We start from the raw sequence: 23,250 nt of genomic DNA, 5'->3' as shown, positions 1-23,250 counted from the left end.
TTTGAGTATTAGCTGTGGCGCGTGGTTTCGTCCAGTGGTCCGGCGGCGGCGTCAACGCCGAGGCCGTGCCTATACTGGAAGGAGCACCTCGTAGGGGAGCCGGTCGATGTTCGCGCTGATGCAAAGCACCCGTACCCAGTCACTGCACCTGTTCAATGACCCGCCTACGGGCCTGAAAGCCGTTGTGGCAATCCACAGTGAGCATTTGGGCCCGGCCATGGGGGGGTGCCGCTACCTGCCTTATGCCGATGACGAAAGCGCCATGACCGACGCGATTCGCCTGGCCCAGGGCATGAGCTACAAGGCAGCACTGGCCGGCTTACCGATGGGGGGTGGCAAAGCGGTGATCATGCGCAACCCGCATGTGGAAAACCGCGCCGCGCTGTTCGAGGCCTTTGGCCGCTTCATCGATACTTTCCATGGCCGCTTCATTATCGCCGTGGACAGTGGCACCTCGACCTTGGACATGGACTGCATTGCCCACAGCACGCCCTACGTGACCAGCACCACTGCGTCGGGCGACCCATCGCCACATGCGGCGATGGGGGTGTTCGCGGGCATACGTGCCACAACCTCGTTCCGGCTGGGCAGCGATGACCTGAGAGGCTTGCGGATAGCGGTGCAGGGGTTGGGCAATGTCGGTTATGCACTGGCGGAGCAATTGCATGCGGTGGGCGCGGAGCTGCTGGTCAGCGACCTGGACCCGGGGCGGGTGCGGCTGGCGATGGAGCAGTTCGATGCCAAACCGGTGACCAACGATGCGTTGATCAGTACCCCTTGCGATATCTTTGCACCCTGCGGCGTGGGCCCGGTACTGAACGGGCAGAGCGTGATGCAACTGCGTTGTGCGGCAGTGGCGGGGGCGGCCAACAACCAGCTGACTACCTTGCAGGTGGCAGACCAACTGGAGTCGCGCGGCATATTGTATGCACCTGACTACGTGATCAATGCCGGTGGGCTGATCTATGTGGCTCTCACCCACCGTGGCGAAGACCAGCGCACGATTACTGCGCACCTGGCGCGGATCCCTTCACGGCTGACCGAAGTGTTTGGCCATGCGCAGGCGGAGAAGCGTTCGCCGGCAAGGGTGGCGCAGATGTTGGCGGAGCGGTTGTTATATGGCTGAAGTTGATGATGGTGTTGCTGACCACTTCGCGGGCAAACCCGCTCCCGCACCTTCAGATCACTCGGCAGCAGCATCCTCAAGCAACTCGGCCAACGCATCCGGCTGGCTTTTGAACGCCCGGGCGAACACGTCACGGTTCTTTGCCATGTAGATACCGGCTTCCTCGACCTGCTGCTCAGTCAGCGACGGCACCGCCTTGTGCAGTACTTCGGCCAGGCGCTCGGCCAGTTCGAGCATTTTGTCGTGACGGTCTGCTTCGGCCTTATCCATGAACAAGCGCTCCGGGTCGCGGCTGCTGCGGTACACCACTTCGACGGCCATTCATCACCTCTATGCCTTTTTGCTGGTTGCTTTGCGATTTACTGTATATATATACAGTAATGGCAATGCGGGTTGGTTCGCAAGCAGAAATTGTATCGTGGCATAGACCGAGCGCTGCGGGTGCGCCTTTGCCAAGAACAATTGGCCCGAAATAGACGTAGGAGCGGGCTTGCCCGCGAATGCGGTGGCGGCTGCGACGGTGAATGACCGGGAGATATTGGCCGGCAGGTCCGGCCTATTCGCGGGTAAACCCGCTCCTACAATGCCCAAATCGGCATCATCCATCAGCGCCTTGGCCATGGCACTCAGATAATGGGCGGCCCAGATCATCATGGGCTTCTCCTCCATCAGGCCAGTAATGGTCAATTCACGCACATAGCCCATCAATTCCGACGACTGCTCGCGGGCGTCCCTGCAGGGGATGCCGGGCTCGATGCGGAACAGTGGATGGGTGCTGTTTTCGCCTTGATAGAAAGTGGTCTTGCCGACGGTGAATTGGGTGTCTTCTGTTGTCATTGTTCAATTCCCTGAAGTTTCTCGAGTGCCTGGCCGACCCTTTCGCGGGCATGCCCGCTCCCACAGGTACAGTGCAAGTCTTGAAGACTGTGGTGATCCTGGACTGCCCCCAAGAAGTTGGACACCAATCCAACCCTTGGGGGATCTATGGGCAAGTACACCGAGCAATTCAAGCTCACAGCGATCACAGCCTACCTGGATGGCAGCAACGGTTTCCGAAAGGTGGCTCAACACTTAGGTATCGATTTCAGCCTGCTTCGACGCTGGGTGGCCAGTTATCAGGCCAATAATGGCATTGGTCCAGGCTCGCATGGGCGGCGCTATACCAGTGATTTCAAACAGCAGGTGCTTAGCTATATGCACGAGCATCGGCTTTCGCTGCGCCAGACCGCTGCCCACTTTGGTCTTGGGCAGTCCTCTCAGATAGGCATTTGGCAGCGGCAGTACTACAGTGGCAGTCCTGCACCCTCTACTGCCATCAAGCCAAGAAAGCCAATCGACGTGTCGAAGAAGATCAAGCCTGCCAAACCCACCGATACCAATGATGATCAGAAGTCTCGAGATCAGCTGATGGCTGAACTTGAGTACCTGCGCATGGAGAATGCTGTCCTAAAGGAGCTCAAGGCTCTGCGCGAGGAAAAGGAACGAACACGCGGGAAAAAGCCCTGATCGTTTCCAAACTCAAGCGCAGGTTTCCTTTGCCTGACCTCCTTCAGTTGGTCGAGCTGGCGCGCAGCACCTTCTACTACCAGCTCAAAGCTCAGCAGAAGCCAGACCGGCATGCTGAGCTCAAGGCATTGGTGCATCGCGTCTATCACGAGCAGAAACGGCTTTATGGTTATCGCCGTGTCGCACTCGTAATCAGGAAGGAAAAGCGGGTGAACAAGAAGGTCATTGAACGGCTGATGGCTGAGCAGGGATTGAAATCAGTAGTGCGCCCCAAGAAATATCGCTCCTATCGAGGTACCGTCGGCAAAGTGGCAGCGAATGTACTGGAGCGAAATTTTGTCGCTCAACGCCCAAACCAGAAGTGGGTGACTGACGTAACCGAGTTCAAAGTAGCTCAACAGAAGCTCTATCTGTCGCCCGTGATGGATTTGTACAACGGCGAAATCGTGGCCTACGAAATGGCCAGCCGCCCGTGCTATAGCCTGGTTGGGAACATGCTTGGCAAAGCGCTCGATTGCCTGGGAGAGAAACCGAAGCTCGTGCTGCATTCGGATCAGGGATGGCATTACCAGCAGGCGCAATACCGCCGTAAGCTAAGCGAATGTGGGGTAAAGCAGAGCATGTCTCGAAAAGGCAATTGCCTGGACAACGCGGCCATGGAAAGCTTCTTCGGCACGCTCAAATCTGAGTTTTTCTACCTGAAGCGTTTCGAGAGCATTGATGAGCTGAGAGCGGGTCTGGATGAGTACATTCACTACTACAACCATGATCGCATCAAGCTGAGGCTCAATGGCCTGAGCCCTGTGGAGTACAGGGCTCAGGCTGCAGCTTAAAACTGTCCAACTTTTGGGGGGCAGTCCATCCTGTGGGAGCGGGCGAGCCCGCGAAGAGGCCGGCCCTCCCGGCACATTAACCAGCCTTAGTGCGAAGTCCTGGGCTCAGCGGGCATCTGCACCTGAACCAGTGCCGACTCAAGCAGAGCCCGCAGCGCCTCCAGCTCATGCATCGAGGTCATCATCAGGATCGAAACCGGTGACTTGGGCTGAAGCAGCAACGCCTGATGCACCACGGTGGCTGCGCACAACGCGTAGTCGGTGGCCTGGATCAGGGTGTCTTCGAGGGAATGGGGGTTATGGGGTGGATCGGGAACTATTTTCAGCATGCTCTGGTATCCATTTTTGGGGCCGCTCCCCACTTGCTGTCAAACAGGTAGGTGGCAGCTGTGCACAGGTTGACAGACCGGCGGATACCAGAACCGGCGCACGCGAACGTGCCCCATGCACAGCCACCATAAAGGGCAAAGCCATGCAAAGTATCTCATCGCGGCCTGTCAAAGCCGATCGCTGATATGCAGCGACCCGCCGAGACTAGAGCGCTGCCAAAACGGCCGCAATGGAAAACAGGCGGGCAGAGTATCTTTGGGAAATGCCCTACAAGGAAGGGGTTAAATCTGATTTTTCCCCAAGCACGGCGTGCTTTTTTGCAATGCGCCATGCCTCAAGGTGCCTTGCGGCAATCGGTCGCCTTCCAAGACAGGGGCTTGGCCCTTTAACTGCATGGCACAAGCGTCACATCAGCGACGCATCATCCTTAAAGACGTATCGGGGAATGGAACATCGTGAACATCAAATGGGCAGAAAAACTGCGCAAGGGCCTGCACGGCTCGGCCGACTCGCTGGGCAACCTGTGCGTCGAGGCGTTCCATTACCTGGCGCTGTTCGGCATTGGCGCCATCACCGCCTACGCGGCAGTAGTGACGTTCCTGGACATGCTGGGCAAGGGCGGGATCAGTGTCGATGACATCCTGCTGTTGTTCATCTACCTGGAGCTGGGGGCGATGGTGGGGATCTACTTCAAGACCAACCACATGCCGATCCGCTTCCTGCTGTACGTGGCAATCACCGCGCTCACTCGCCTGCTGATCGGCGATGTTTCGCATCACAAGGCACCGGATGAAGGGCTGCTGTACCTGTGCGGCGGCATCCTGCTGCTGGCGTTCTCGATCCTGGTGGTGCGCTACGCTTCGTACCGCTACCCCTCGACCAAGGTGCTGGACGCCAACGGCAAGGCAGTGGAGGAGGGCAAGTAGCCCTCAGTTGGCAATGAAATGGCGCGGCTCGTGGCGGGCGTCACGGGTCAGCGCGGCCAGCACTTGCAGGGGGTTCTGGCTGAGTTCGATCGCAAGGCCCAGGCGGATGCTGTCGATCACCCGTTGCAGGCGCACCGGGTCGTTGCGTTGGGCCGGGGTGATGAGGCGCTTGGCGACCACGCCGGCGTCGTCCGACAGGGTCAGCATGATGCTGCCGTCGAGGTTCGCAATGCTCAGGTTCACCCGATATTCGGGGGCGAATGCAGCACTGATTCGTTCGAATGGGTTGTTCATGGTCTTGCTTCTGCGGTGAGTGATGCAGAGGTTGACCGGGACGTTCGCACGTTGGTTCAGCGCCATTTATCGGCACAAACGAAAACGCCCGGCTCAAGGCCGGGCGTTTTGCATTGCCGATCAGGCGTCCGGGTCACTCAGTTCCAAGGCGCCGCGCTTGCTGCGCAGCTTGCCGTAAAAGTGCTCCAGCGCGTGATTGAGCTTGGTGGCGGCACCGTCGACTGCCTGGTCCAGCGAACTGGCGGTGTGGGTCACGGAAATCGGTTGGTGGCCTTTCGGGCGAGCCTCCATCTGGCAGCGTTTGTCATGCGGTCCGGGCTTGACGCCGTTCTCGTCGCGCAGGTGAACCTCGATGCGGGTGAGGTCTTCTTCGTAACGTTCCAGCGAGTTCTGCAGTGTGCTGCGGACCCACTGGTCGAGCCGGGCGTTACCGTCGAAATCGTTGCTGCTGTTGACCTGGATTTGCATGATTCAATCCTTATTCAGCTTGCTCGCATGGAGACGCGCCTAGGCCCTTGAGACCCTTGGAATTTCTGCGCCTCTTGACTCTAAGGTCAGGCAACTGCGGAATGAATTCAAGCCCTTTTTGAAAATAAATTTCTTGTTGCAGATTGGCTGACTGCGGCATGCCGCTCCGTCGGCCAATCGGCTGGCGGGTTCTGGGCTTTGCTTATGAGAATTGAAATCATTATTATTGCAGCCTTTAAAACGCCCGGACCCCGCCATGACGCGCAAAACCGCTGGCCTTCCCCTCAGCTATCGCCTGGCCGTGACATCCCGTAGCCTGGCCGCGCTGCTGGGCGGCTACTTGCTGGCGTCGATGGCCAGTGTCTGTATTGCCTTGGTGGCGCCGTTGCCAAAGGTCGATGCCACGCTCACCGGTCTGTTGCTGTCGTTCGTCTTCTACCTGCTGGCGTTCATCTGGTGTTTTGCCTGCCGCAGCGCCTGGCGTGCCTGGTTGGGCGTATTGGCGCCAAGCCTGCTGCTGGGCGTGATCAGCGGCGTTGCCTACTGGATGAAAAACCCATGAAAGAAGGCTTCCGCCAGGCCATGGCCTGGCTGCACACCTGGACCGGCCTGATCTTCGGCTGGCTGTTGTTCGCCATCTTCCTTACCGGCACGCTGTCGTACTTCAAGGAAGAAATCACTCATTGGTCGCAGCCTGAAGTGCGCAGCCATGCCCTGGACCCGATCAATAACCTGGCGGTCGCTCAACGTTACCTGCAGGACAATGCAGGGCATTCGAGTACCTGGTTCATTCGCATGCCGAACGAACGGGAGGCCGCCTTGAGTGTGGGGTACCGCGACCCCAGTGGCGGCCCGCGTGGCTTCGTCAGGAAAACCCTCGATACCCAGACCGGCCAGCCGGTGGAAGCACGTGACAGCCGCGGTGGTGAGTTCTTCTACCGCTTTCACTTCCAGCTTCAGATGCCTTACCCGGTTGGCCGTTGGCTCTCGACGTTCTGCGCTTTCATCATGCTGCTGGGGTTGGTCACCGGCATCATTACCCACAAGAAGATCTTCAAGGAGTTCTTCACCTTCCGCCCTGGCAAGGGGCAGCGTTCCTGGTTGGACGGGCATAACGCCATCGGCGTGCTGGTGCTGCCGTTTCACCTGATGATCAGCTACAGCAGCCTGGTGCTGTTCATGTACATGGTGATGCCGGCGGGCATCATGGCCAGCTACGGTAATGACACCGACAAGTACTTCAACGACCTGTTTGGCCGCAACGATGCGCCCAAGGCGGCCCAGGTGGCCACACCGCTGGTAGCGCTGCCGAACCTGTACGCCAAGGTGCAGGAGCTGCAGCCGGGGGCGCGTGTCGGCAACATCCAGGTGCAGAACCCGGGCGACAGCAATGCCCGCGTCACCTTCACCCAATCGGCAGCCGACCACGTGGCTTATCGGCGTAGCGCCAACTGGACATTCGATGGGGCCAGTGGTGCGCTGTTGAGCCAGGGCAAGCCAGAGAGCGGGGTAATGATGACCGCCTTCAGTTTCGCTGGCCTGCACATGGGTAACTTTGCCGGGCCTTGGCTGCGCTGGCTGTACTTCTTCTTTGGCGTGGCCGGTACTGCGGTGATTGGTACCGGGTTGGTGATGTGGTTGGGCAAGCGCCAGCTTAAGCACGCCAAGAGCGGAGCTGTGCCAGGGGAGCTGCGCCTGGTCGAAGTGCTCAATATGGCCAGCATGAGTGGCTTGTTGCTGGCGGTGGCGAGCTTCTTCTGGGCCAACCGCCTGGTGCCCATGGCTGTCGAAGGCCGGGCCGACTGGGAGGTGAATGCTTTCTTCATCGCCTGGGGCCTGTCGCTGGTGCACGCCGTGCTGCGTAGCGGGCGCAAGGCCTGGGGCGAGCAACTGGCGCTGGGGGCGCTGGCCTTCGCGCTGCTGCCGTTGCTCAATGGCCTGACGACTGACCGGGGCTTGAACCATTCGGTGCTGGAGGGCGACTGGGCCATGGCCGGCTTCGATCTGACAGCCCTGGGGACCGGCCTGTTTCTGGCCTGGCTGGCTCGCAAGATGCTGGCCAGCCCCACGCCCGTAGCCAAGCGCGCTGCGCGTGCGACAAAAAAGCCGAGCATTGAAACGGTGGGGGCGAGCTGATGCTGGGTAACGCACTGATCGCCTTTGCAGGCTTCGTTGCCCTGTGCCTGGCGATGGAAAAGCACTTCAGCGACTTGCTCGGGCGCAAGCCGCGCCCGCGCCACTTGCACCTGTTGCGTGTCGCAGGTTGGCTGCTGCTGATACTGTCGCTGGTGCTCAGCGTGCACCAGCGTGGCTGGGCCCTCGGCTTGGTGGAGTGGACCGCGGTGATGATGGCCGGGGTAACACTGTGGGTGTTCGGCCTGCCGTACCAGCCTCGTCTGCTGCTGGGCCTGGCCGCCGCCAGCGTGGTGCTGGGCCCGATGCTCGCCGTGTTTGCCGTGTGACCCCCGTGAGCGAGCCAGGGGATATCATCGAGCCTCACGCTGACAGCGCAGGCGCACGTGCACGTTTCGTCCAGGTGTTCCAGGCCCAGCGTGCGCGTATGGAGGCGTTGGTAAACCGTCGGGTCGGCTGCCGCGCCACCGCTTCGGACCTGGTCCAGGAGTTGTTCCTGCGTTTCTGGCGTCGCCCCGAGGTCAAGGTCGAGGCGCTGGACACTTACCTGCTGCGTTGCGCGGGCAACCTGGCCATAGACCACCTGCGCAGCGAAAGTAGCCGCGAACGCGTGGCCGAAGCCGCTGTGCCGGTGAGCGAGGCGAGCCTGGCCCAGGCCCCTGAGCAGGCCGTGGAGGTTGACCACGACTTGCAGCGTATCGAGGCCACCTTGCGTGCCTTGCCCGAGCGCACCCGGCAGATCTTCCTGCTCAACCGCATTCACGGCTGCAAGTACAGCGAAATCGCCAAAGCCATGCAGCTGTCACAGAGCGCCGTGGAAAAGCATATGATGCGCGCCCTCGAAGCGTGCAAGGCGAGTGTTGCCGAGCCCGCGTCCACCCCACGCCGGCCAGGGAGCGCCCGTCGATGAGCCGTTTACCGCCGATCACCGAAGCGCAGTTTCAGGCTGCCCTGCAATGGTTCAACCGGATCAACGAGCAACCCGGGCAAGCCGAAGGCGCGGCATTCAAGCGCTGGTTGCTGGCCGACCCCGCACACCGCGCAGCCTACGACCAGGCCCAGGTACTTTGGCAGAAAAGCGCCGCCCCGGCGGCGCGGCTGGCGGACGAAGAACAGGACGCCCTGCAGCGCTACCTCGATGCCATGGCCAGACCACCGGCGCGTGGCGGCTGGCGGCGGGTGGCAGGGCTGGCGATGGCAGCCTGCCTGGTGCTGGCCGTGGGCGTCGCGGGTGGTTGGCACCCAGGGTACTGGTTGCAGGACCTGCAGGCGGACTACCGCAGTGCCGGGCAGATTCGCCAGGTGACCTTGGCCGACCAGTCGCAGGTGACGCTTGATGCAGGTAGCGCCATTGCGGTCGATTTCGCCCAGGGTGAGCGCCGTGTGCGGTTGCTGCATGGCGCGGCGTTCTTCGAGGTTACCCATACCGGTGAGCCGTTCCTGGTGGAAGCTGCCGGCGGCGAAGTGCGGGTGCTCGGCACCCAGTTCGAGGTGCGTGAGCAAGGCGAGGGTGCCCAGGTGACGGTGCGCAGTGGGCGTGTGGGCGTCAGCCCCGCACAGGGCATGTTGGCGCGAGAACTGACTGCCAACCAGCAGCTGACCTACCGCGCAGGCAGGGTAGGCGACACCCTGGCGGTGGACAGTGACAACCGCCTGGCCTGGCGCCAGGGATGGCTGAACTATTACCAGGTGCCGCTGGCGCAGGTGATTGAAGACCTTGGGCGTTATTACCCGGGGCGTATCCTGTTGCTCGATGGTGACCTGGGGCAGCGCAAGGTCAGCGGCAGCTTCCCGGTGGCCGAGCCGCTGCTGGCGCTGGATTCGCTGGGCAAGGTGATGGGTTTTTCAAGGCAGACCGTGTTGGGGCGTTTGACCCTGGTTCGGTAGTTGCCCGTGCCGGCCTCTTCGCGGGTAAACCCGCACCTACACCGTTGCGCGCCCCCTGTAGGAGCGGGTTCACCCGCGAAGAGGCCGGCACAGCAAAAAATATTTCCAGGCACAGGTGAGGTAACAGCACGTGGCATCCGTGTAATGAGTGAAAGTGCGATTGATTCGCAATAATCACCCCCTCACAGGTCTGCGTCCATGAAGTTCTCCCCGCGTTGCGTCCCTCTCTGGTTCGGCCTTGCTGCGCTCCCGGCCTTCGCTGTCGCCCCCCTGGCAAGCGCGGCCGAGCAGCTGCAGGCCTATGCCTTCGCCCAGCCGGCCCAACCCTTGGCCCAGGCCCTGAACGCCTTCAGCCGCACCACTGGCCAGAGCGTGGTCTACACCCTTGAGCTGCAAGGCGTGCAAGCGCCAGCGCTGAATGGTCGGTTCAGCGCTGAGCAGGCGCTGCAACAACTGCTGGGCAACGCTGGGCTGGCCTGGCGCCGCGTCGACGCACGTACTCTGACCCTCGAACCTGCAGACACCTCCGGTGCCCTCAACCTGCAGGCCACCACCGTGACCTCGCAACTGGACGACTACAGCTACCAGCCCCCGGCCAGCGCTTCGATCATGCGCGGGCAGGGCCCGAGCCAGGACATCCCCCATGCAATCAACGTGGTACCGGCCCAGGTCATCCGCGACCAGGCCCCGCGCAACCTTGATGACGCCCTGGCCAACGTCAGCGGCATTACCCAGGGCAACAACTTCGGCGGCACATCCGACACGGTGATGAAACGTGGCTTCGGCGACAACCGCGACGGCTCGATCATGCGCGATGGCATGCCCGTGGTGCAGGGGCGCAACCTCAACGCCAGCACCGAGCGGGTCGAAGTGCTCAAGGGCCCTGCCTCGCTGCTGTACGGTATCCAGGACCCGGGTGGGGTCATCAACGTGGTCAGCAAGCGTCCGCAGTTGCAGCAGTACAACGCCCTGACCGTGCGCGGCTCGACCTATGGCAGCGGCAAGAACGGCAGCGGTGGCGGGTTCGACAGCACGGGCGCACTGGGTGACAGCAACTTCGCCTACCGCCTGATCGTCGACCACGAAGACGAAGACTACTGGCGCAACTACGGCGTGCACCGCGAATCGCTGGTGGCGCCGTCGCTGGCCTGGCTGGGCGAAGACACCCAGGTGGTGCTGGCCTACGAGCACCGTGAGTTTCTCTATCCCTTTGACCGTGGCACCGCGTTCGGCAACAACGGCCACCCGCTGAATATCCCTGCCACGCGCCGCCTGGACGAGCCGTTCAACGACATGGAAGGGCGCTCCGACCTGTATCGCCTGGAAGTCGACCATCAGTTGGCCGATGACTGGAAGCTGCACTTCGGCTACAGCTTCAATCGTGAGACCTACGATGCCAGCCAGGTTCGCGTGACCGGCGTCAACGAAACCCAAGGCACGCTGACACGCAGCATCGACGGCACCCACAACGCCATGAGCCGTGACCAGTTCGTGACCCTGAGCCTCAATGGCAATGTCGAGCTGGCGGGGATGCAGCATGACCTGCTGTTCGGCATCGACCATGAAGACCGCAAGATCTTTCGCGGTGACCTGATTCGCCAGACACCACAGTCCACGTTCAGTTATCTGGACCCGGTCTACGGGCAGGAAGTGGAGGGCACCAACGTACGAGCCAGCGACAGCGACCAGACCGACAAGCTGCGCACCGATGCGCTGTTCGTGCAGGACGCGCTGCACCTCGATGAGCACTGGATCCTTGTTGCAGGTGCGCGTTTCCAGCAGTACGACCAGTACGCTGGCCGCGGTCGCCCGTTCAAGGCCAATACCGACATCAGTGGCCAGGCCTGGGTACCCCACGCCGGTATCGTTTACAAAGTCGACGACCAGCTCTCGTTCTATGGCAGCTACAGCGAGTCGTTCAAGCCCAACTCGACCATCGCGCCGCTGACTGGCAATGTCGTGCTCGATTCCTCGGTGGCACCTGAGGAGGGCAAGGCGTGGGAGCTGGGCGCCAAGCTCGACATGCCAGGCCGCATCACAGGCACCCTGGCATTGTTCGATATCACCAAGCGCAATGTACTGGTCTCGAACTTTGACGCCGTCACAAGCGAGACGGTCTACAGCAATGCGGGTGAGGTCAGTTCACGCGGTGTGGAACTCGACGTGACCGGCCAGCTCAGCGAGCGCTGGAGCCTGATCGGCAGCTATGCACTGACCGATGCCAAGGTCACCAAGGACCCTGATCTTGAGGGCAATCGCCTGCAGAACGTGGCCCGGCACAGCGGCTCGCTGTCGGCGGTGTATGACTTTGGCAGCCTGTTCGGGGGGGACCGGCTGCGCTTCGGTGCCGGCGCCCGTTATGTGGGCGAGCGTTCGGGTAACGCGACCAACACCTTCGACCTGCCGAGCTATACCGTTGCCGATGCGTTTGCCACTTATGAAACCAAACTCGACGAACACAACGTGCGCCTGCAACTGAACGTGAAGAACCTGTTCGACAAGGTGTATTACAGCTCGGCGGTGAACCAGTACTTTGTGGCGATTGGCGATGCGCGGCAGGTCAGTTTGTCGAGCACCTTCGAGTTCTAGGCAAATGGGGCCGCAGAGCGGGCGCTTTTTCAGGTGAAAAAGGCCTTGCGGTATTCGCCAGGTGTGGCCCCCAGGGCTTGGCGAAACCGGTTGCTGAAATGGCTGGCACTGGCAAACCCGCACAACAAGGCAATCTCCCCTAGCGGTAACACGCCCAGCCGCAACAGCTGGCATGCCCGGTGCAGCCGCCGGGCCAGCAGATACTGGTGCGGCGGAAGCCCGAAACTGGCGCGGAACATGCGCGCAAAGTGGTATGCGGACAGATTGCAGCGCAGCGCCAGCTCGTCCAGGGTGATGGGCTGGTCCAGGTGTGCCTCGATGTAGTCGACCAGCTGCCGGCGCAGGTTTGGCGCCAGCCCGCCTTTCAGGCGCAGGCCTTGGCGCAACCCGACCTGGCTGAGCAGCGCATGGTCAACGATCTCGTGCGCCAGGCTGCTGGCCAGCAGGCGCTCGCCGGGCTCGTCCCAGTCCAGCTGGATCAATTGACGGAAGCGGCCAGCCTGCTGCGGGTCGTCCAGAAAGGTCGCTTCCTGCAGTTGCAGCTCGCGCGGTTCCCGGTCGAGCAGGCGCACACAGCCCAGGGCGAACTGCGCCTCGCTGACATACAGGTGTGCCAGGCGGATCGCGCCATTGACGACCCAGTTCGATTCCTGCCCGGCCGGCATCACGCACAGCTTGTCGGGCGCACCTTTGTCGGCCGGGCGCTGGCGGCGGAAGGTGCCGGTGCCGTCGGCGATGTAGCACGACAGGGTGTGATGGCTAGGCGCCTGGTAGTCGCGCGCATCGTCACGGTTGCTCCACAAGGCCGCCGCCAGTCCGTCGCCCAGGTGCGCGCTCAGCTCCAGCCTGGCGTTGGGCGAGGCATGCATGGCGTTGAACACTTGCAACTGGGTGAGTGGCGTCATTGGCGGGTCCTCTTGCCTGCCATCCTACTGCGCCCAGGATCGAGTGACATCCACCGGCGCAAGAAAAGCGCAAGTTCGTGCAAGCAGCCAGAGGCCGATCAAAAGAACACTGGTGATCCCTGTAGGAGCGGGTTTACCCGCGAAGCGCCGGGCACCGATTTCCAAAGGCCCAAGGAACCGCCACCATGAACCTGTCACTCTACCTGCTCACCGTCCTGATCTGGGGCACCACCTGGATCGCCCTGAAACTCCAGTTAGGCGTGGTCGCGATCCCGGTATCGATCGTCTACCGCTTCGCCCTGGCCGGCCTGATCCTGTTTGCTTTCCTGTTGCTTACCCGCCGGCTGCAACCCATGAACCGCCGTGGCCACCAGATCTGCCTGGCCCAGGGCCTGTGCCTGTTCTGCGTCAACTTTATCTGCTTCCTCAGCGCCAGCCAGTGGATCGCCAGCGGCCTGATCGCGGTGGTGTTCTCAACCGCCACACTGTGGAACGCGCTTAACGCCCGCATTTTCTTCGGCCAGAGAATCGCCAGCAATGTGCTTGGCGGTGGAGCCCTGGGCCTGCTTGGCCTGGGCCTGCTGTTCTGGCCGGAGCTGTCGCATCACGCAGCCAGCCGCGAAACCCTGTACGGCCTGGGCTTGGCCCTGTTGGGCACGCTGTGCTTCTCGGCCGGCAACATGCTGTCGAGCATGCAGCAGAAGGCCGGGCTCAAGCCGATGACGACCAATGCCTGGGGCATGGTCTATGGGGCGGTGATGCTGGCGGTGTTCTGTGTGGTCAGCGGCGTACCGTTCAGCATGGAGTGGAATGCGCGCTATATCGGTTCACTGCTGTACCTGGTGGTGCCGGGGTCGGTGATTGCTTTCACTGCCTACCTGACGTTGGTCGGGCGCATGGGCCCGGAGCGGGCAGCTTACTGCACGGTGCTGTTCCCGTTGGTGGCGTTGAATGTGTCGGCGGTGGCCGAGGGTTATCAGTGGACGGCGCCGGCCTTGCTCGGCTTGGTGGCGGTAATGGCGGGGAATGTGCTGGTGTTTCGCAAGCCCCGGGCCAGGGGGGCTGAGGGTGTTGTGGTAGCCAAATAGGTGATGGGTTGCCTGGGCCGGCCCTTTCGCGGGTAAACCCGCTCCTACAGGGCAGTGCACACCCGTTGTAGGAGCGGGTTTACCCGCGAAGAGGCCAGCACAGGCACTCCAAATCGTAGGAGCGGGTTTACCCGCGAAGAGGCCAGCACAGGCACTCCAAATTGTAGGGGCGGGTTTACCCGCGAAGAGGCCAGCACAGGCACTTCAAATCGTAGGAGCGGGTTTACCCGCGAAGAGGCCAGCACAGGCACTCCAAATCGTAGGAGCGGGTTTACCCGCGAAGAGGCCAGCACAGGCACTCCAAAACGGTCAGCCCTTCCACACCTGCGGGTTCACCAGGTCCCGCGGCCGCTCGCCCAGCAGCGCCGCACGCAGGTTGTCGATTGCCCGGTTGGCCATGGCCTCACGGGTTTCGGCAGTAGCCGAACCAATGTGCGGCAAGGTCAGCGCGTTGGGCAGCTTGAACAGCGGCGAATCGCTCAGTGGTTCTTTCTCGTACACGTCCAGGCCTGCGCCGCGGATGGTGCCGTCCTGTAGCGCCTCGATCAGCGCTGCTTCATCCACCACCGGCCCACGGGCAATGTTGATCAGGAACGCACTCGGCTTCATCAGCTTCAGCTCTCGGCTGCTGATCAGTTTGCGGGTGGCTTCGGACAATGGCACCACGATGACCACGAAGTCGGCTTCGGCCAGCAACTGATCCAGGCTGCGGAACTGCGCGCCCAGCTCCTGCTCCAGCGCGGTCTTGCGGCTGTTGCCGCTGTACAGGATCGGCATGTTGAAGCCGAAGCGGCCACGGCGTGCCACTGCTGCACCAATGTTGCCCATGCCGACGATGCCCAGGGTCTTGCCATGCACGTCGCTGCCGAAGTGGGCCGGTCCCACGGTGGCCTGCCAGTTGCCGGCCTTGGTCCAGGCATCCAGCTCGGCGGTGCGCCGGGCGCAGCCCATGATCAGCGAGAAGCCCAGGTCGGCGGTGCTTTCGGTCAGTACGTCGGGGGTGTTGGTCAGGGCGATGCCGCGCTCGTTGAAGTAGTCGAGGTCGTAGTTGTCATAGCCGACCGACACGCTGGACACCACCTCCAGCCTGGCTGCACCTTCAAGCTGCGCCCGGCCGAGCTTGCGGCCAACGCCGATCAGGCCATGGGCTTCGGGCAGGGCTTCGTTGAACTGGGCGCTGATGTCGCCGAGCTTGGGGTTGGGCAGGATCACGTTGAAGTCTTGCTGCAGGCGTTCGGCCATGGCCGGGGTGATACGGCTGAAGGCCAGGACGGTCTTTTTCATCGGGCAACTTCTCTGCAAGGCGGGGTGGGGCTGTGCTGGTCCCTTCGCGGGCAAGCCCGCTCCTACGGGGGGCACGGTGCCTTGTAGGAGCGGGCTTGCCCGCGAAGGTGCCGGAACAGGCGAAATCAATGGTTAGCAACCTACCATTGTCCGCCCCCGCAATGCAGCAGCTTTTTAGTTGGCGATCAGCACCTGATGGGTTTTCAGGTCTGCCTCATGTGCGGCAAGAATCTCTGGCAGCGAGTTGCGCAGGTACTCGACCCAGGTCTTGATCTTGGCATCCAGATACTGCCGCGATGGATAGATGGCATACAGGTTCAGCTCCTGCAGGCGATACTCGGGCAGCACCCGTACCAGGCTACCGTCCCGCAGGCCCTCGATAGCCGAATAGATCGGCAGCACGCCTACGCCCATGCCACTGCGGATCGCAGTCTTCATGGCATCGGCGGTGTTCACCATGAACGGCGAACTGGTGATGTTGACCATCTCTTGGCCTTCCGGGCCATCGAACAGCCATTTCTCCAGCGGTATCACCGGGCTGACCATGCGCAGGCAGGCGTGCTTGAGCAGGTCGGCAGGCTTGTGCGCCACGCCATGCTGGGCGATGTAGGCGGGCGAGGCACAGACAATGCTGTAGGTGATGCCCAGGCGCTGCGAAACGAACCCCGAGTCGGGCAGTTCGGTGGCCAGCACGATGGAGACGTCATAACCCTCGTCGAGCAGGTCGGGCACGCGGTTGGCCATGGTCAAATCGAAGGTCACGTCCGGGTGCGTTTCGCGGTAGCGGGCGATGGCATCGACCACGAAGTGCTGGCCGACCCCAGTCATCGAATGCACCTTCAACTGCCCGGCCGGGCGCGCATGGGCGTCGCTGGCTTCGGCCTCGGCTTCTTCGACGTAGGTAAGAATCTGTTCGCAACGCATCAGGTAGCGCTTGCCGGCTTCAGTCAGCGCAATGCGGCGGGTGGTACGGTTGAGCAGCCTTGTTTGCAGATGGGCTTCCAGGTTGGAGACCGCCCGCGACACGTTCGCGGTGGTCGTATCCAGTTGCGCCGCAGCGGCAGTGAAGCTGCCGAGTTGGGCTACGCAACTGAAAGCACGCATATTTTGCAGGGTGTCCATGGGTCACTCTCGAGGTAGAGGACAAAATTGTGTCACGAAGTAACCTAGAAAAGAGAAAAAGTTGCCTTCGACCAAAGGCGGATTATCGCTGTTTTGGTAACAAAGATTCGCAGGAATCTGTGCTTATCGCCAGTGCTGCCGCCCCCTAGAATTGCCCGGCCCCCTTCACCTCTTCCTCGGGAAATCGCAGCTGTGCCGCGTCGCATCATCAGAACGCTCAAGGCGTTCAGTGCCTGTGCCCTTGCCCTCACCTTGAGCGGCTGTATCGGAACCTGGGGCATTGCCCCGCAAAGCAAGACGCTGCAAGCCAATACCTTGACCACCGACGCGGCCATTCGCGAAGCCGCGACCGACGCTCACTGGCCCGACCAGCAGTGGTGGCACGCCTATGGCGACCCGCAGCTGGACCGCTGGATTGCCCTGGCCGTGGCCGGTAGCCCGAGCCTGGCCATGGCTGCGGCGCGGGTGCGCGAAGCCAAGGCCATGGCCGGTGTGGTCGAGTCGGCGGAAAAGCTCCAGGCCAACGGCCAGGCCACGCTCAAGCGCCACAACTGGCCGGAAGACCAGTTCTATGGCCCTGGCGCGCTGTCCGGTGCCAACACCTGGGACAACAACGCTGCCATCGGCTTCAGCTACGCCCTCGACTTGTGGGACCGTGAACGCAATGCCAGCGAGCAGGCCGTGGACCAGGCGCACATGAGCGTGGCCGAAGCCCGCCAGGCGCAGCTGGAACTGCAGAACAATGTGGTGCGTGCCTACATCCAGTTGAGCCTGCATTTTGCCCAGCGCGATATCGTCAAGGCCGAGCTGGAGCAGCAAGAACAGATCCTGGCTTTGGCCAAGCGCAGGCTGGATGCCGGCATCGGCACCCACTTCGAAGTCAGCCAGGCCGAAGCGCCGCTGCCGGAAACCCACCGCCAGCTCGACAGCCTGAACGAAGAGATTGCACTGACCCGCAACCAGCTGGCGGCACTGGCAGGCAAGGGCCCGGGCGAAGGCGCCCAGTTGCAGCGCCCGACCCTGGCCCTGGCTGCACCGCTGAACCTGCCGTCGAACCTGCCGGCCGAATTGGTTGGTCAGCGCCCCGACGTAGTTGCCAGCCGCTGGCAGGTGGCCGCGCAGGCGCGGGGTATCGACGTCGCCCACGCCGGCTTCTTCCCCAACGTGGACCTGGTCGGCAGCCTGGGCTTCATGGCCACCGGCGGTGGCCCGCTGGAATTCCTCACCGGGCGCAAGTTCAACTACAACGTCGGCCCGGCCATCAGCCTGCCGATCTTCGACGGTGGCCGTTTGCGCTCGCAGCTGGGCGTGGCCTCCGCCGGCTATGACGTGGCCGTGGCGCGCTACAACCAGACTGTGGTCGGTGCGCTGAAAAACATCTCCGACCAGTTGATCCGCCGCGAGTCGATGAAAGAACAGTCGCACTTCGCCGCCGAATCGGTTGCTGCCGCGCAGAAAACCTACGACATCGCCATGGTCGCGTTCCAGCGCGGCCTTACCGACTACCTGAACGTACTCAACGCGCAGACCTTGCTGTTCCGCCAGCAGCAGGTGCAGCAGCAGGTGCAGGCCGCCCGCCTGATCGCCCATGCCGAGCTGGTCACCGCCCTGGGTGGTGGCCTGCGGGCCGGTCAGGATGCGCCGAAAGAGGAACGCCAGGCAGCACCGAAGACCCCGGCCACCCTGGCCATTTTCGACAAGAAGCCGGATAACGCCGAATGAGCACTTCCAGTTTCCCCGTGCGCTGGCTGCAAAGCCTGGAATGGCGCCGGGGCTTCTTTGCCTGGGCACGCACCGACGGCGTGACCTGGGTGTACATCTTCAAGGTGCTGGCCGCTGCGTTCATTACCTTGTGGTTGGCCATGCGCCTGGAGCTGCCGCAACCGCGCACGGCCATGATCACCGTGTTCATCGTCATGCAGCCGCAAAGCGGGCATGTGTTCGCGAAAAGCTTCTACCGGGTTCTAGGCACCCTGGCCGGCTCGGCGATGATGGTGGCGCTGATCGCCATCTTCCCGCAGAACACCGAGCTGTTTCTGCCCAGCCTGGCCCTGTGGGTGGGCCTGTGCTCAGCCGGTGCCATGCGCTACCGCACCTTCCGCGCCTATGGTTTCGTGCTGGCCGGCTACACCGCAGCGATGATCGGCCTGCCGGTGCTGCAACACCCCGACCAGGCGTTCATGGCAGCGGTATGGCGGGCGCTGGAAATCGCCCTGGGTATTCTGGTGTCGACCTTCGTCAGTGCCGCGATCCTGCCGCAGTCGGCCAGTGCCGCAATGCGCAACGCCCTGTACCAGCGCTTTGGCGTGTTTGCCGGGGTGGTGGTCGAGGCCCTGCGTGGCGACAGTCAAAAGGACCGCTTCGAGAGCAGCAACGTGCGCTTCGTGGCAGAGGCAGTGGGCCTCGAGAGCCTGCGCAACGTCACCGCTTTCGAAGACCCGCACATGCGCCGTCGCAGTGGCCGGCTGGTGCGCATGAACAGCGAGTTCATGGCCATCACCACCCGCTTCAATGCCTTGCACCGCTTGCTGGAGCGCCTGCGTGCCCGTGGCCCGCTGCAGATCGTCAGTGCCATCGAACCAGGCCTGAACACCCTTGTGGAGTTGCTGCAGCCCTATGTGGACCGGGCGTTGACTGACGCCGATGCGCTGCGCCTGACCCTGGAGCTGGCCGCCTACAAGGAAGGCCTGCAGGCCCAGGTGCGGGGGCTGCGGGCTGAGTACCTGGCAACGGACCCCAGCGAGTCCGACCTGCTCGATTTCCATACCGCGTTCGAGCTGCTGTACCGCTTCGTCGACGAGATGTTGAGCTACGCCGAAACCCATGCCTCGCTGGCCGCGCACAAGCACGAGCGCGAGCAGTGGGACGAGCCCTACGTGGCGCAGACCAGCTGGCTGGTGTCGCTGGCGGCCGGTGTGCGCGCCTCGGCAGTGCTGTTGCTGTTGGGCAGTTACTGGCTGCTCAGCGATTGGCCCAGCGGCGCCATGATGACCCTGATCGCCACGGTCACCGTATGCCTTTCGGCAGCGTCACCCAACCCCAAGCGCATGTCGTTCCAGATGGCTTGCGGCACGGCCATCGGCGCTTTTGTCGGCTTCTTCGAAACCTTCTTCGTGTTCCCCTGGATCGACGGTTTCCCGCTGCTGTGCATGGTGCTGGCGCCTGTGTTCGTGCTGGGCGCGTTTCTTTCGTCGCGCCCTGCCTACGCCGGTTATGGCATCGGCCTGCTGGTGTTCTTCGCGATTGGTTCGGTGCCGAACAACCTCACCGTTTATGACCCGTACACCTTCATCAACGACTACATCGGCATGGTGATCGGCATGTTCGTCTGTGCCGCCGCCGGGGCGATCATCCTGCCGCCCAACAGCCGCTGGCTGTGGAGCCGCCTGGAGCAGGCGTTGCGCGAGCAGGTGCTGTTCGCGATCAGCGGCCGCCTGCGCGGTCTGGGCTCGGCCTTCGAAAGCCGCACCCGCGACCTGCTGCACCAGGCCTATGGCCTGGCGGCCGGCAAGCCGCAGGTGCAAAGCCAGCTGATGGGCTGGATGTTCACCGTGCTGGAGATCGGCCACGCCGTCATCGAGCTGCGCAAGGAGCAAGCCCGCGCCCCGGTGCACCCGGCCTATGCCGAGTCGCAGCCATGGCGCCAGGCAATCCGTGTCATGGGCCGTGCACTGACCCGGCTGTTCCTGCAGCCCAGCGCCAGCAACCACGAACGCGCACTGGTGGCGGTAGACCACGCCATCGCCCGCGTGCAGGCCACCGACGAGCCATTCGCCCGGCACTTCGACACCTCGGTGCTGCGCCGCGTGCAAAGCTACCTGCACTTCATCCGTACTTCCCTGCTGGACCCACAGTCGCCACTGGCACCGGCGAAAGGATTGCACCATGCCCCGTGAGATCGCCTTCCATGGCGTGTACATGCCCACCATGACCTTGATGTTCCTGTTTGCCCTGGGCCTGGCCTGGGGCCTGGACCGGTTCATTGCCAGCCATGATGGCTACCGCTTCTTCTGGCACCCGGCGCTGCTGCGCCTGAGCCTGTTCGTCTGCTTGTTCGGCGCCATGGCGCTGTCTGTCTACTGGTGAGAATCCTTCGATGAAAAAGTTCTTCAGCCTGATCGCCACCCTGCTGGTGCTGGTCGCTGCCGTGGCCATCGGTCGCCAGTTGTGGCTGCACTACATGACCACGCCATGGACCCGTGATGGCCGTGTGCGTGCCGACATCATCAACGTCGCTGCCGACGTGCCCGGCTACGTGGTGGATGTACCGGTCAAGGACAACCAGCGGGTGAAGAAGGGCGACCTGCTGATCCAGATCGACCCTGAGCACTACCAGTTGGCCGTCGACCAGGCCAAGGCGCTGGTCGCCTCGCGCAAGGCCACCTGGGAAATGCGCAAGGTCAATGCCAAGCGCCGTGCCGACATGGACAACCTGGTGATCTCCAAGGAAAACCGCGACGACGCCAGCAACATCGCCAATTCCGCCCAAGCCGATTATCAACAAGCCCTGGCCGAGTTGGCCGCAGCCGAGCTGAACCTCAAGCGTACGCATATCGTGGCGACGGTTGACGGCTATGTGACCAACCTGAATATCCACAAGGGCGACTATGCGCGTACCGGTGAAGCGGTGATGGCGGTGGTCGACGAGCACTCGTTCTGGGTTTATGGGTTCTTCGAGGAGACCAAGCTGCCGCATGTGAAGGTGGGTGACCAGGCCGAATTGCAGATGATGAGCGGCGAGCGCCTCAAGGGGCATGTGGAGAGCATCGCCCGCGGCATCTATGACCGCGACAACCCACAGAGCCGCGAGCTGATCGCCGACGTGAATCCGACCTTCAACTGGGTGCGGCTGGCACAGCGGGTGCCGGTGCGCATTCACATCGATGAAGTGCCGGAAGGGTTTTTGCTGGCGGCGGGGACGACCTGTACGGTGGTGGTGAAGCCGAGTTCGCCTTGAGAGGCAGGTCGCCAGACTGATCGAGCGCCGCTCGCGTGGTGCTCGATCTTACAGGCGGCACATCGCTCCAATCATGCACTCGCCGCCCCCACCAACACCGGCACTTCGACCCGATCAATCACCTTCGCGCTGATCGATGGGTCGAGCAACCGCCCCAGCCGCGACAGGTGGCGGTGGCCCATGATGATCAGTTCGCAGTTCAATTCCTGCGCCTTGGCCACAATCGCTTCAACCGGCAGCCCGGCCACCATGCAGCCCTGACTGGCGAAGCCGGCTTGCTGCAGTTCGCGCACGGCCTCGGCTACGGCGTGGTCGGCATGCTGCTGTTCCTCGCAGGCGGCGGGGTATTCTTCCAGTTCCTCGGCGGTGTAGGGCGCGGGTTGCTCGTGCACCGCGAAGGTGGAATCGATGGCCAGCAGCACGTGCAGTTCGTGCTCGCCCGGGCGGCAGTAGCGGCGGGCGAGGGTAAGCAGGGCGGCGGATGCGGGGGAGGCGTCGATGGCGATCAGGACGGGGCTGGGCATGCGGGATCCTTGATGTATTTGGGGACTTGGGCGGCCTCTTCGCGGGTAAACCCGCTCCTACAGGCCAACGCAACACCTGAACCAAGGAGCCGGTTTACCTGCGAAAGGACCGAACCTGCCATGCAGCATTTTTGACCTAATCCTTCCCTGAATAAATGGCGCACCACGCACAAGCGCATTGCGTCCGGTGCAATCCATCAACCTGATACCATCGCATTCCCCACAGCTGTAACGGAAAACGGCCATGCAACTTCCGGACATGAACCTGCTTGTCGCCCTCGATGCCTTGCTCGACGAGGGCAGCGTGGTTGGCGCGGCGCAACGCATGAACCTGAGCCCGGCAGCCATGAGCCGAACCCTTGGGCGTATCCGCGAAGCGCTGGGTGACCCGATCCTGGTGCGCGCCGGCCGTGGCCTGGTGCCGACGCCGCGTGCGCTGGCCCTGCGCGAGCAGGTGCATGGCCTGGTGGAGCAGGCCGGGCAGGTATTTCGCAGTCGCGACGATGTCGACCTGGTGAACCTGGACCGTGCCTTCAACATCCGCACCAATGACTTGTTCATCGCCCTGTATGGCGCTCAGTTGTTGCGCATGATGCTGGCCCAGGCACCGCATACGGTGCTGCGTTTTGTGCCGGAGGGCAGCGGCGACGATGATGCGGTGCTGCGCAATGGGCAAATCGACCTGATCATCAGTTCAGCCATTGAACTGGGCCCCGAAATCAAGGTTCAGAGCCTGTTCAACACCTACTTCGTGGGCTTGGCGCGTGAAGGGCACCCGGTTTTCGATGACGAGATCACCCCTGAGCGCTTCGCCGCCTACCCGCACATCAGCGTGTCACGCCGTGGCCGTGCCAATGGGCCTATCGACGTGGCGCTGGCCAATTACAAGGTGGAGCGCCGGGTAGCGCTGATCACGACGAGTTTTCACTCCGCGATGTTTTCGCTGCCGGACTCGGACCTGATCTTGCCGATACCCGCCAATATCCTGAACAGTGTGAACCGGCTGAAACTGCCATTGCGGTCCTTCGAGATCCCCGTGCCACTGGAAAAGGTCAACGTCATGCAGGCATGGCACCCGCGGTTCGATAACGACCCGGCCCATCGCTGGCTGCGGCAGACGTTGAAGGCGTGCGGCAGGATGGACCCTTGAGGCGTGGGGCACGTGCGCATCCGCTGCCCGATTGCGTTTGACGCAATATAAAACTGCCAACAAGTCAGTTTTCGTAAGCATTCGACCTTTTTAGACTTGCTCCAGTCGCAAACTTTGTTGCCGGAGAT

Annotated in this window: 23 protein-coding genes and 1 pseudogene; 15 read left to right on the top strand and 9 right to left on the bottom strand. The window is 62.4% G+C overall.

The window, feature by feature from the left end:
* Positions 1 to 106 precede the first annotated feature (106 nt).
* Positions 107 to 1,126 carry a Glu/Leu/Phe/Val dehydrogenase dimerization domain-containing protein gene (locus tag ACI7M0_RS22275; RefSeq protein ID WP_104962549.1) on the top strand — a complete coding sequence of 340 codons (1,020 nt, stop codon included), beginning with the start codon at positions 107 to 109 and terminating at the stop codon, positions 1,124 to 1,126.
* Between the two features lie 57 nt (positions 1,127 to 1,183).
* Here the strand turns inward: ACI7M0_RS22275 and ACI7M0_RS22270 are convergent, their stop codons facing one another.
* Both ACI7M0_RS22270 and ACI7M0_RS22265 read right to left on the bottom strand, forming a co-directional pair.
* Positions 1,184 to 1,447 carry a YebG family protein gene (locus ACI7M0_RS22270; RefSeq protein ID WP_021784267.1) on the bottom strand — a complete coding sequence of 88 codons (264 nt, stop codon included), beginning with the start codon at positions 1,445 to 1,447 and terminating at the stop codon, positions 1,184 to 1,186.
* A 261-nt stretch (positions 1,448 to 1,708) separates the two neighbouring features.
* Positions 1,709 to 1,963: pseudogene (locus ACI7M0_RS22265) on the bottom strand (DUF3077 domain-containing protein); the annotation flags it as partial.
* A 147-nt stretch (positions 1,964 to 2,110) separates the two neighbouring features.
* On the opposite strand from ACI7M0_RS22265, the gene ACI7M0_RS22260 reads away from it, so the two are divergent.
* A protein-coding gene (locus ACI7M0_RS22260) for an IS3 family transposase (protein WP_405314512.1) occupies positions 2,111 to 3,465 on the top strand; the annotation gives its coding sequence in 2 pieces (ribosomal slippage) (positions 2,111 to 2,584 and positions 2,587 to 3,465; 1,353 coding nt in all).
* Positions 3,466 to 3,551: 86 nt separating this feature from the next.
* Here the strand turns inward: ACI7M0_RS22260 and ACI7M0_RS22255 are convergent.
* Positions 3,552 to 3,794, bottom strand: coding sequence for a hypothetical protein (locus tag ACI7M0_RS22255; protein ID WP_129932706.1), 243 nt, complete (start codon positions 3,792 to 3,794; stop codon positions 3,552 to 3,554).
* Between the two features lie 456 nt (positions 3,795 to 4,250).
* Between ACI7M0_RS22255 and ACI7M0_RS22250 the strand changes: the two genes are divergently transcribed.
* Positions 4,251 to 4,721 (top strand): phosphate-starvation-inducible protein PsiE, encoded by a 471-nt coding sequence (locus tag ACI7M0_RS22250; RefSeq protein ID WP_003251685.1) that lies wholly within the window; start codon positions 4,251 to 4,253, stop codon positions 4,719 to 4,721.
* Positions 4,722 to 4,724: 3 nt separating this feature from the next.
* On the opposite strand, the gene ACI7M0_RS22245 is transcribed toward ACI7M0_RS22250, so the two are convergent.
* Positions 4,725 to 5,015 carry a DUF3509 domain-containing protein gene (locus tag ACI7M0_RS22245; RefSeq protein ID WP_003251688.1) on the bottom strand — a complete coding sequence of 97 codons (291 nt, stop codon included), beginning with the start codon at positions 5,013 to 5,015 and terminating at the stop codon, positions 4,725 to 4,727.
* Positions 5,016 to 5,135: 120 nt separating this feature from the next.
* Positions 5,136 to 5,483: an HPF/RaiA family ribosome-associated protein gene (locus tag ACI7M0_RS22240; RefSeq protein ID WP_014592331.1), complete on the bottom strand. Its 348-nt coding sequence runs from the start codon at positions 5,481 to 5,483 to the stop codon at positions 5,136 to 5,138.
* A gap of 256 nt (positions 5,484 to 5,739) precedes the next feature.
* On the opposite strand from ACI7M0_RS22240, the gene ACI7M0_RS22235 reads away from it, so the two are divergent.
* From ACI7M0_RS22235 to ACI7M0_RS22210, 6 genes are all read left to right on the top strand, one after another.
* Complete coding sequence (locus ACI7M0_RS22235) at positions 5,740 to 6,045, top strand: DUF3649 domain-containing protein (RefSeq protein WP_104962548.1); 306 nt, start codon at positions 5,740 to 5,742, stop codon at positions 6,043 to 6,045.
* Positions 6,042 to 7,619, top strand: a complete 1,578-nt coding sequence (locus ACI7M0_RS22230) for a PepSY domain-containing protein (RefSeq protein WP_129932705.1) — start codon at positions 6,042 to 6,044, stop codon at positions 7,617 to 7,619. The genes ACI7M0_RS22235 and ACI7M0_RS22230 overlap by 4 nt, the downstream gene beginning before the upstream one ends.
* A complete protein-coding gene (locus tag ACI7M0_RS22225) occupies positions 7,619 to 7,945 on the top strand; it encodes a DUF3325 domain-containing protein (RefSeq protein WP_014592328.1) in 327 nt (108 codons plus the stop codon). Before ACI7M0_RS22230 ends, ACI7M0_RS22225 begins: the two co-directional genes overlap by 1 nt.
* 5 nt (positions 7,946 to 7,950) lie before the next feature.
* Positions 7,951 to 8,526 (top strand): RNA polymerase sigma factor, encoded by a 576-nt coding sequence (locus ACI7M0_RS22220; protein ID WP_076402252.1) that lies wholly within the window; start codon positions 7,951 to 7,953, stop codon positions 8,524 to 8,526.
* Positions 8,523 to 9,503 (top strand): FecR family protein, encoded by a 981-nt coding sequence (locus tag ACI7M0_RS22215; RefSeq protein ID WP_129932704.1) that lies wholly within the window; start codon positions 8,523 to 8,525, stop codon positions 9,501 to 9,503. The genes ACI7M0_RS22220 and ACI7M0_RS22215 overlap by 4 nt, the downstream gene beginning before the upstream one ends.
* Positions 9,504 to 9,701: 198 nt before the next feature.
* Positions 9,702 to 12,092 carry a TonB-dependent siderophore receptor gene (locus tag ACI7M0_RS22210; RefSeq protein ID WP_129932702.1) on the top strand — a complete coding sequence of 797 codons (2,391 nt, stop codon included), beginning with the start codon at positions 9,702 to 9,704 and terminating at the stop codon, positions 12,090 to 12,092.
* Between the two features lie 29 nt (positions 12,093 to 12,121).
* Here ACI7M0_RS22210 and ACI7M0_RS22205 read toward each other — a convergent pair whose 3' ends face one another.
* Positions 12,122 to 12,997, bottom strand: a complete 876-nt coding sequence (locus ACI7M0_RS22205; RefSeq protein WP_129932701.1) for a helix-turn-helix domain-containing protein — start codon at positions 12,995 to 12,997, stop codon at positions 12,122 to 12,124.
* A gap of 185 nt (positions 12,998 to 13,182) precedes the next feature.
* On the opposite strand from ACI7M0_RS22205, the gene ACI7M0_RS22200 reads away from it, so the two are divergent.
* Positions 13,183 to 14,085, top strand: a complete 903-nt coding sequence (locus ACI7M0_RS22200) for a DMT family transporter (RefSeq protein WP_129932700.1) — start codon at positions 13,183 to 13,185, stop codon at positions 14,083 to 14,085.
* Between the two features lie 309 nt (positions 14,086 to 14,394).
* On the opposite strand, the gene ACI7M0_RS22195 is transcribed toward ACI7M0_RS22200, so the two are convergent.
* Both ACI7M0_RS22195 and ACI7M0_RS22190 read right to left on the bottom strand, forming a co-directional pair.
* Complete coding sequence (locus ACI7M0_RS22195) at positions 14,395 to 15,369, bottom strand: D-glycerate dehydrogenase (protein ID WP_129932699.1); 975 nt, start codon at positions 15,367 to 15,369, stop codon at positions 14,395 to 14,397.
* Between the two features lie 174 nt (positions 15,370 to 15,543).
* A complete protein-coding gene (locus tag ACI7M0_RS22190) occupies positions 15,544 to 16,491 on the bottom strand; it encodes a LysR family transcriptional regulator (protein WP_003251712.1) in 948 nt (315 codons plus the stop codon).
* Between the two features lie 192 nt (positions 16,492 to 16,683).
* Here ACI7M0_RS22190 and ACI7M0_RS22185 point away from each other — a divergent pair, with 192 nt between their 5' ends.
* Genes ACI7M0_RS22185 through ACI7M0_RS22170 form a run of 4 tightly spaced genes read left to right on the top strand, consistent with a single transcriptional unit; the run spans position 16,684 to position 21,448 of the window.
* Complete coding sequence (locus ACI7M0_RS22185) at positions 16,684 to 18,213, top strand: efflux transporter outer membrane subunit (protein WP_129932698.1); 1,530 nt, start codon at positions 16,684 to 16,686, stop codon at positions 18,211 to 18,213.
* Positions 18,210 to 20,387, top strand: coding sequence for an FUSC family protein (locus ACI7M0_RS22180; protein WP_129932697.1), 2,178 nt, complete (start codon positions 18,210 to 18,212; stop codon positions 20,385 to 20,387). The genes ACI7M0_RS22185 and ACI7M0_RS22180 overlap by 4 nt, the downstream gene beginning before the upstream one ends.
* Positions 20,377 to 20,577, top strand: a complete 201-nt coding sequence (locus tag ACI7M0_RS22175; RefSeq protein WP_003251718.1) for a DUF1656 domain-containing protein — start codon at positions 20,377 to 20,379, stop codon at positions 20,575 to 20,577. The genes ACI7M0_RS22180 and ACI7M0_RS22175 overlap by 11 nt, the downstream gene beginning before the upstream one ends.
* Positions 20,578 to 20,587: 10 nt before the next feature.
* Positions 20,588 to 21,448, top strand: a complete 861-nt coding sequence (locus tag ACI7M0_RS22170; RefSeq protein WP_004575355.1) for an HlyD family secretion protein — start codon at positions 20,588 to 20,590, stop codon at positions 21,446 to 21,448.
* A gap of 71 nt (positions 21,449 to 21,519) precedes the next feature.
* Here the strand turns inward: ACI7M0_RS22170 and ACI7M0_RS22165 are convergent, their stop codons facing one another.
* A complete protein-coding gene (locus ACI7M0_RS22165; protein ID WP_129932696.1) occupies positions 21,520 to 21,972 on the bottom strand; it encodes a universal stress protein in 453 nt (150 codons plus the stop codon).
* Between the two features lie 244 nt (positions 21,973 to 22,216).
* On the opposite strand from ACI7M0_RS22165, the gene ACI7M0_RS22160 reads away from it, so the two are divergent.
* On the top strand, positions 22,217 to 23,122 hold the full coding sequence (locus tag ACI7M0_RS22160) for a LysR family transcriptional regulator (protein ID WP_003251728.1): 906 nt from the start codon (positions 22,217 to 22,219) through the stop codon (positions 23,120 to 23,122).
* Positions 23,123 to 23,250 lie beyond the last annotated feature (128 nt).

The organism is Pseudomonas sp. 10(2024), from assembly GCF_045164175.1.
In the GTDB taxonomy this organism is placed as follows: domain Bacteria; phylum Pseudomonadota; class Gammaproteobacteria; order Pseudomonadales; family Pseudomonadaceae; genus Aquipseudomonas; species Aquipseudomonas alloputida.
This window is presented reverse-complemented; position numbering and strand designations above follow the sequence as displayed.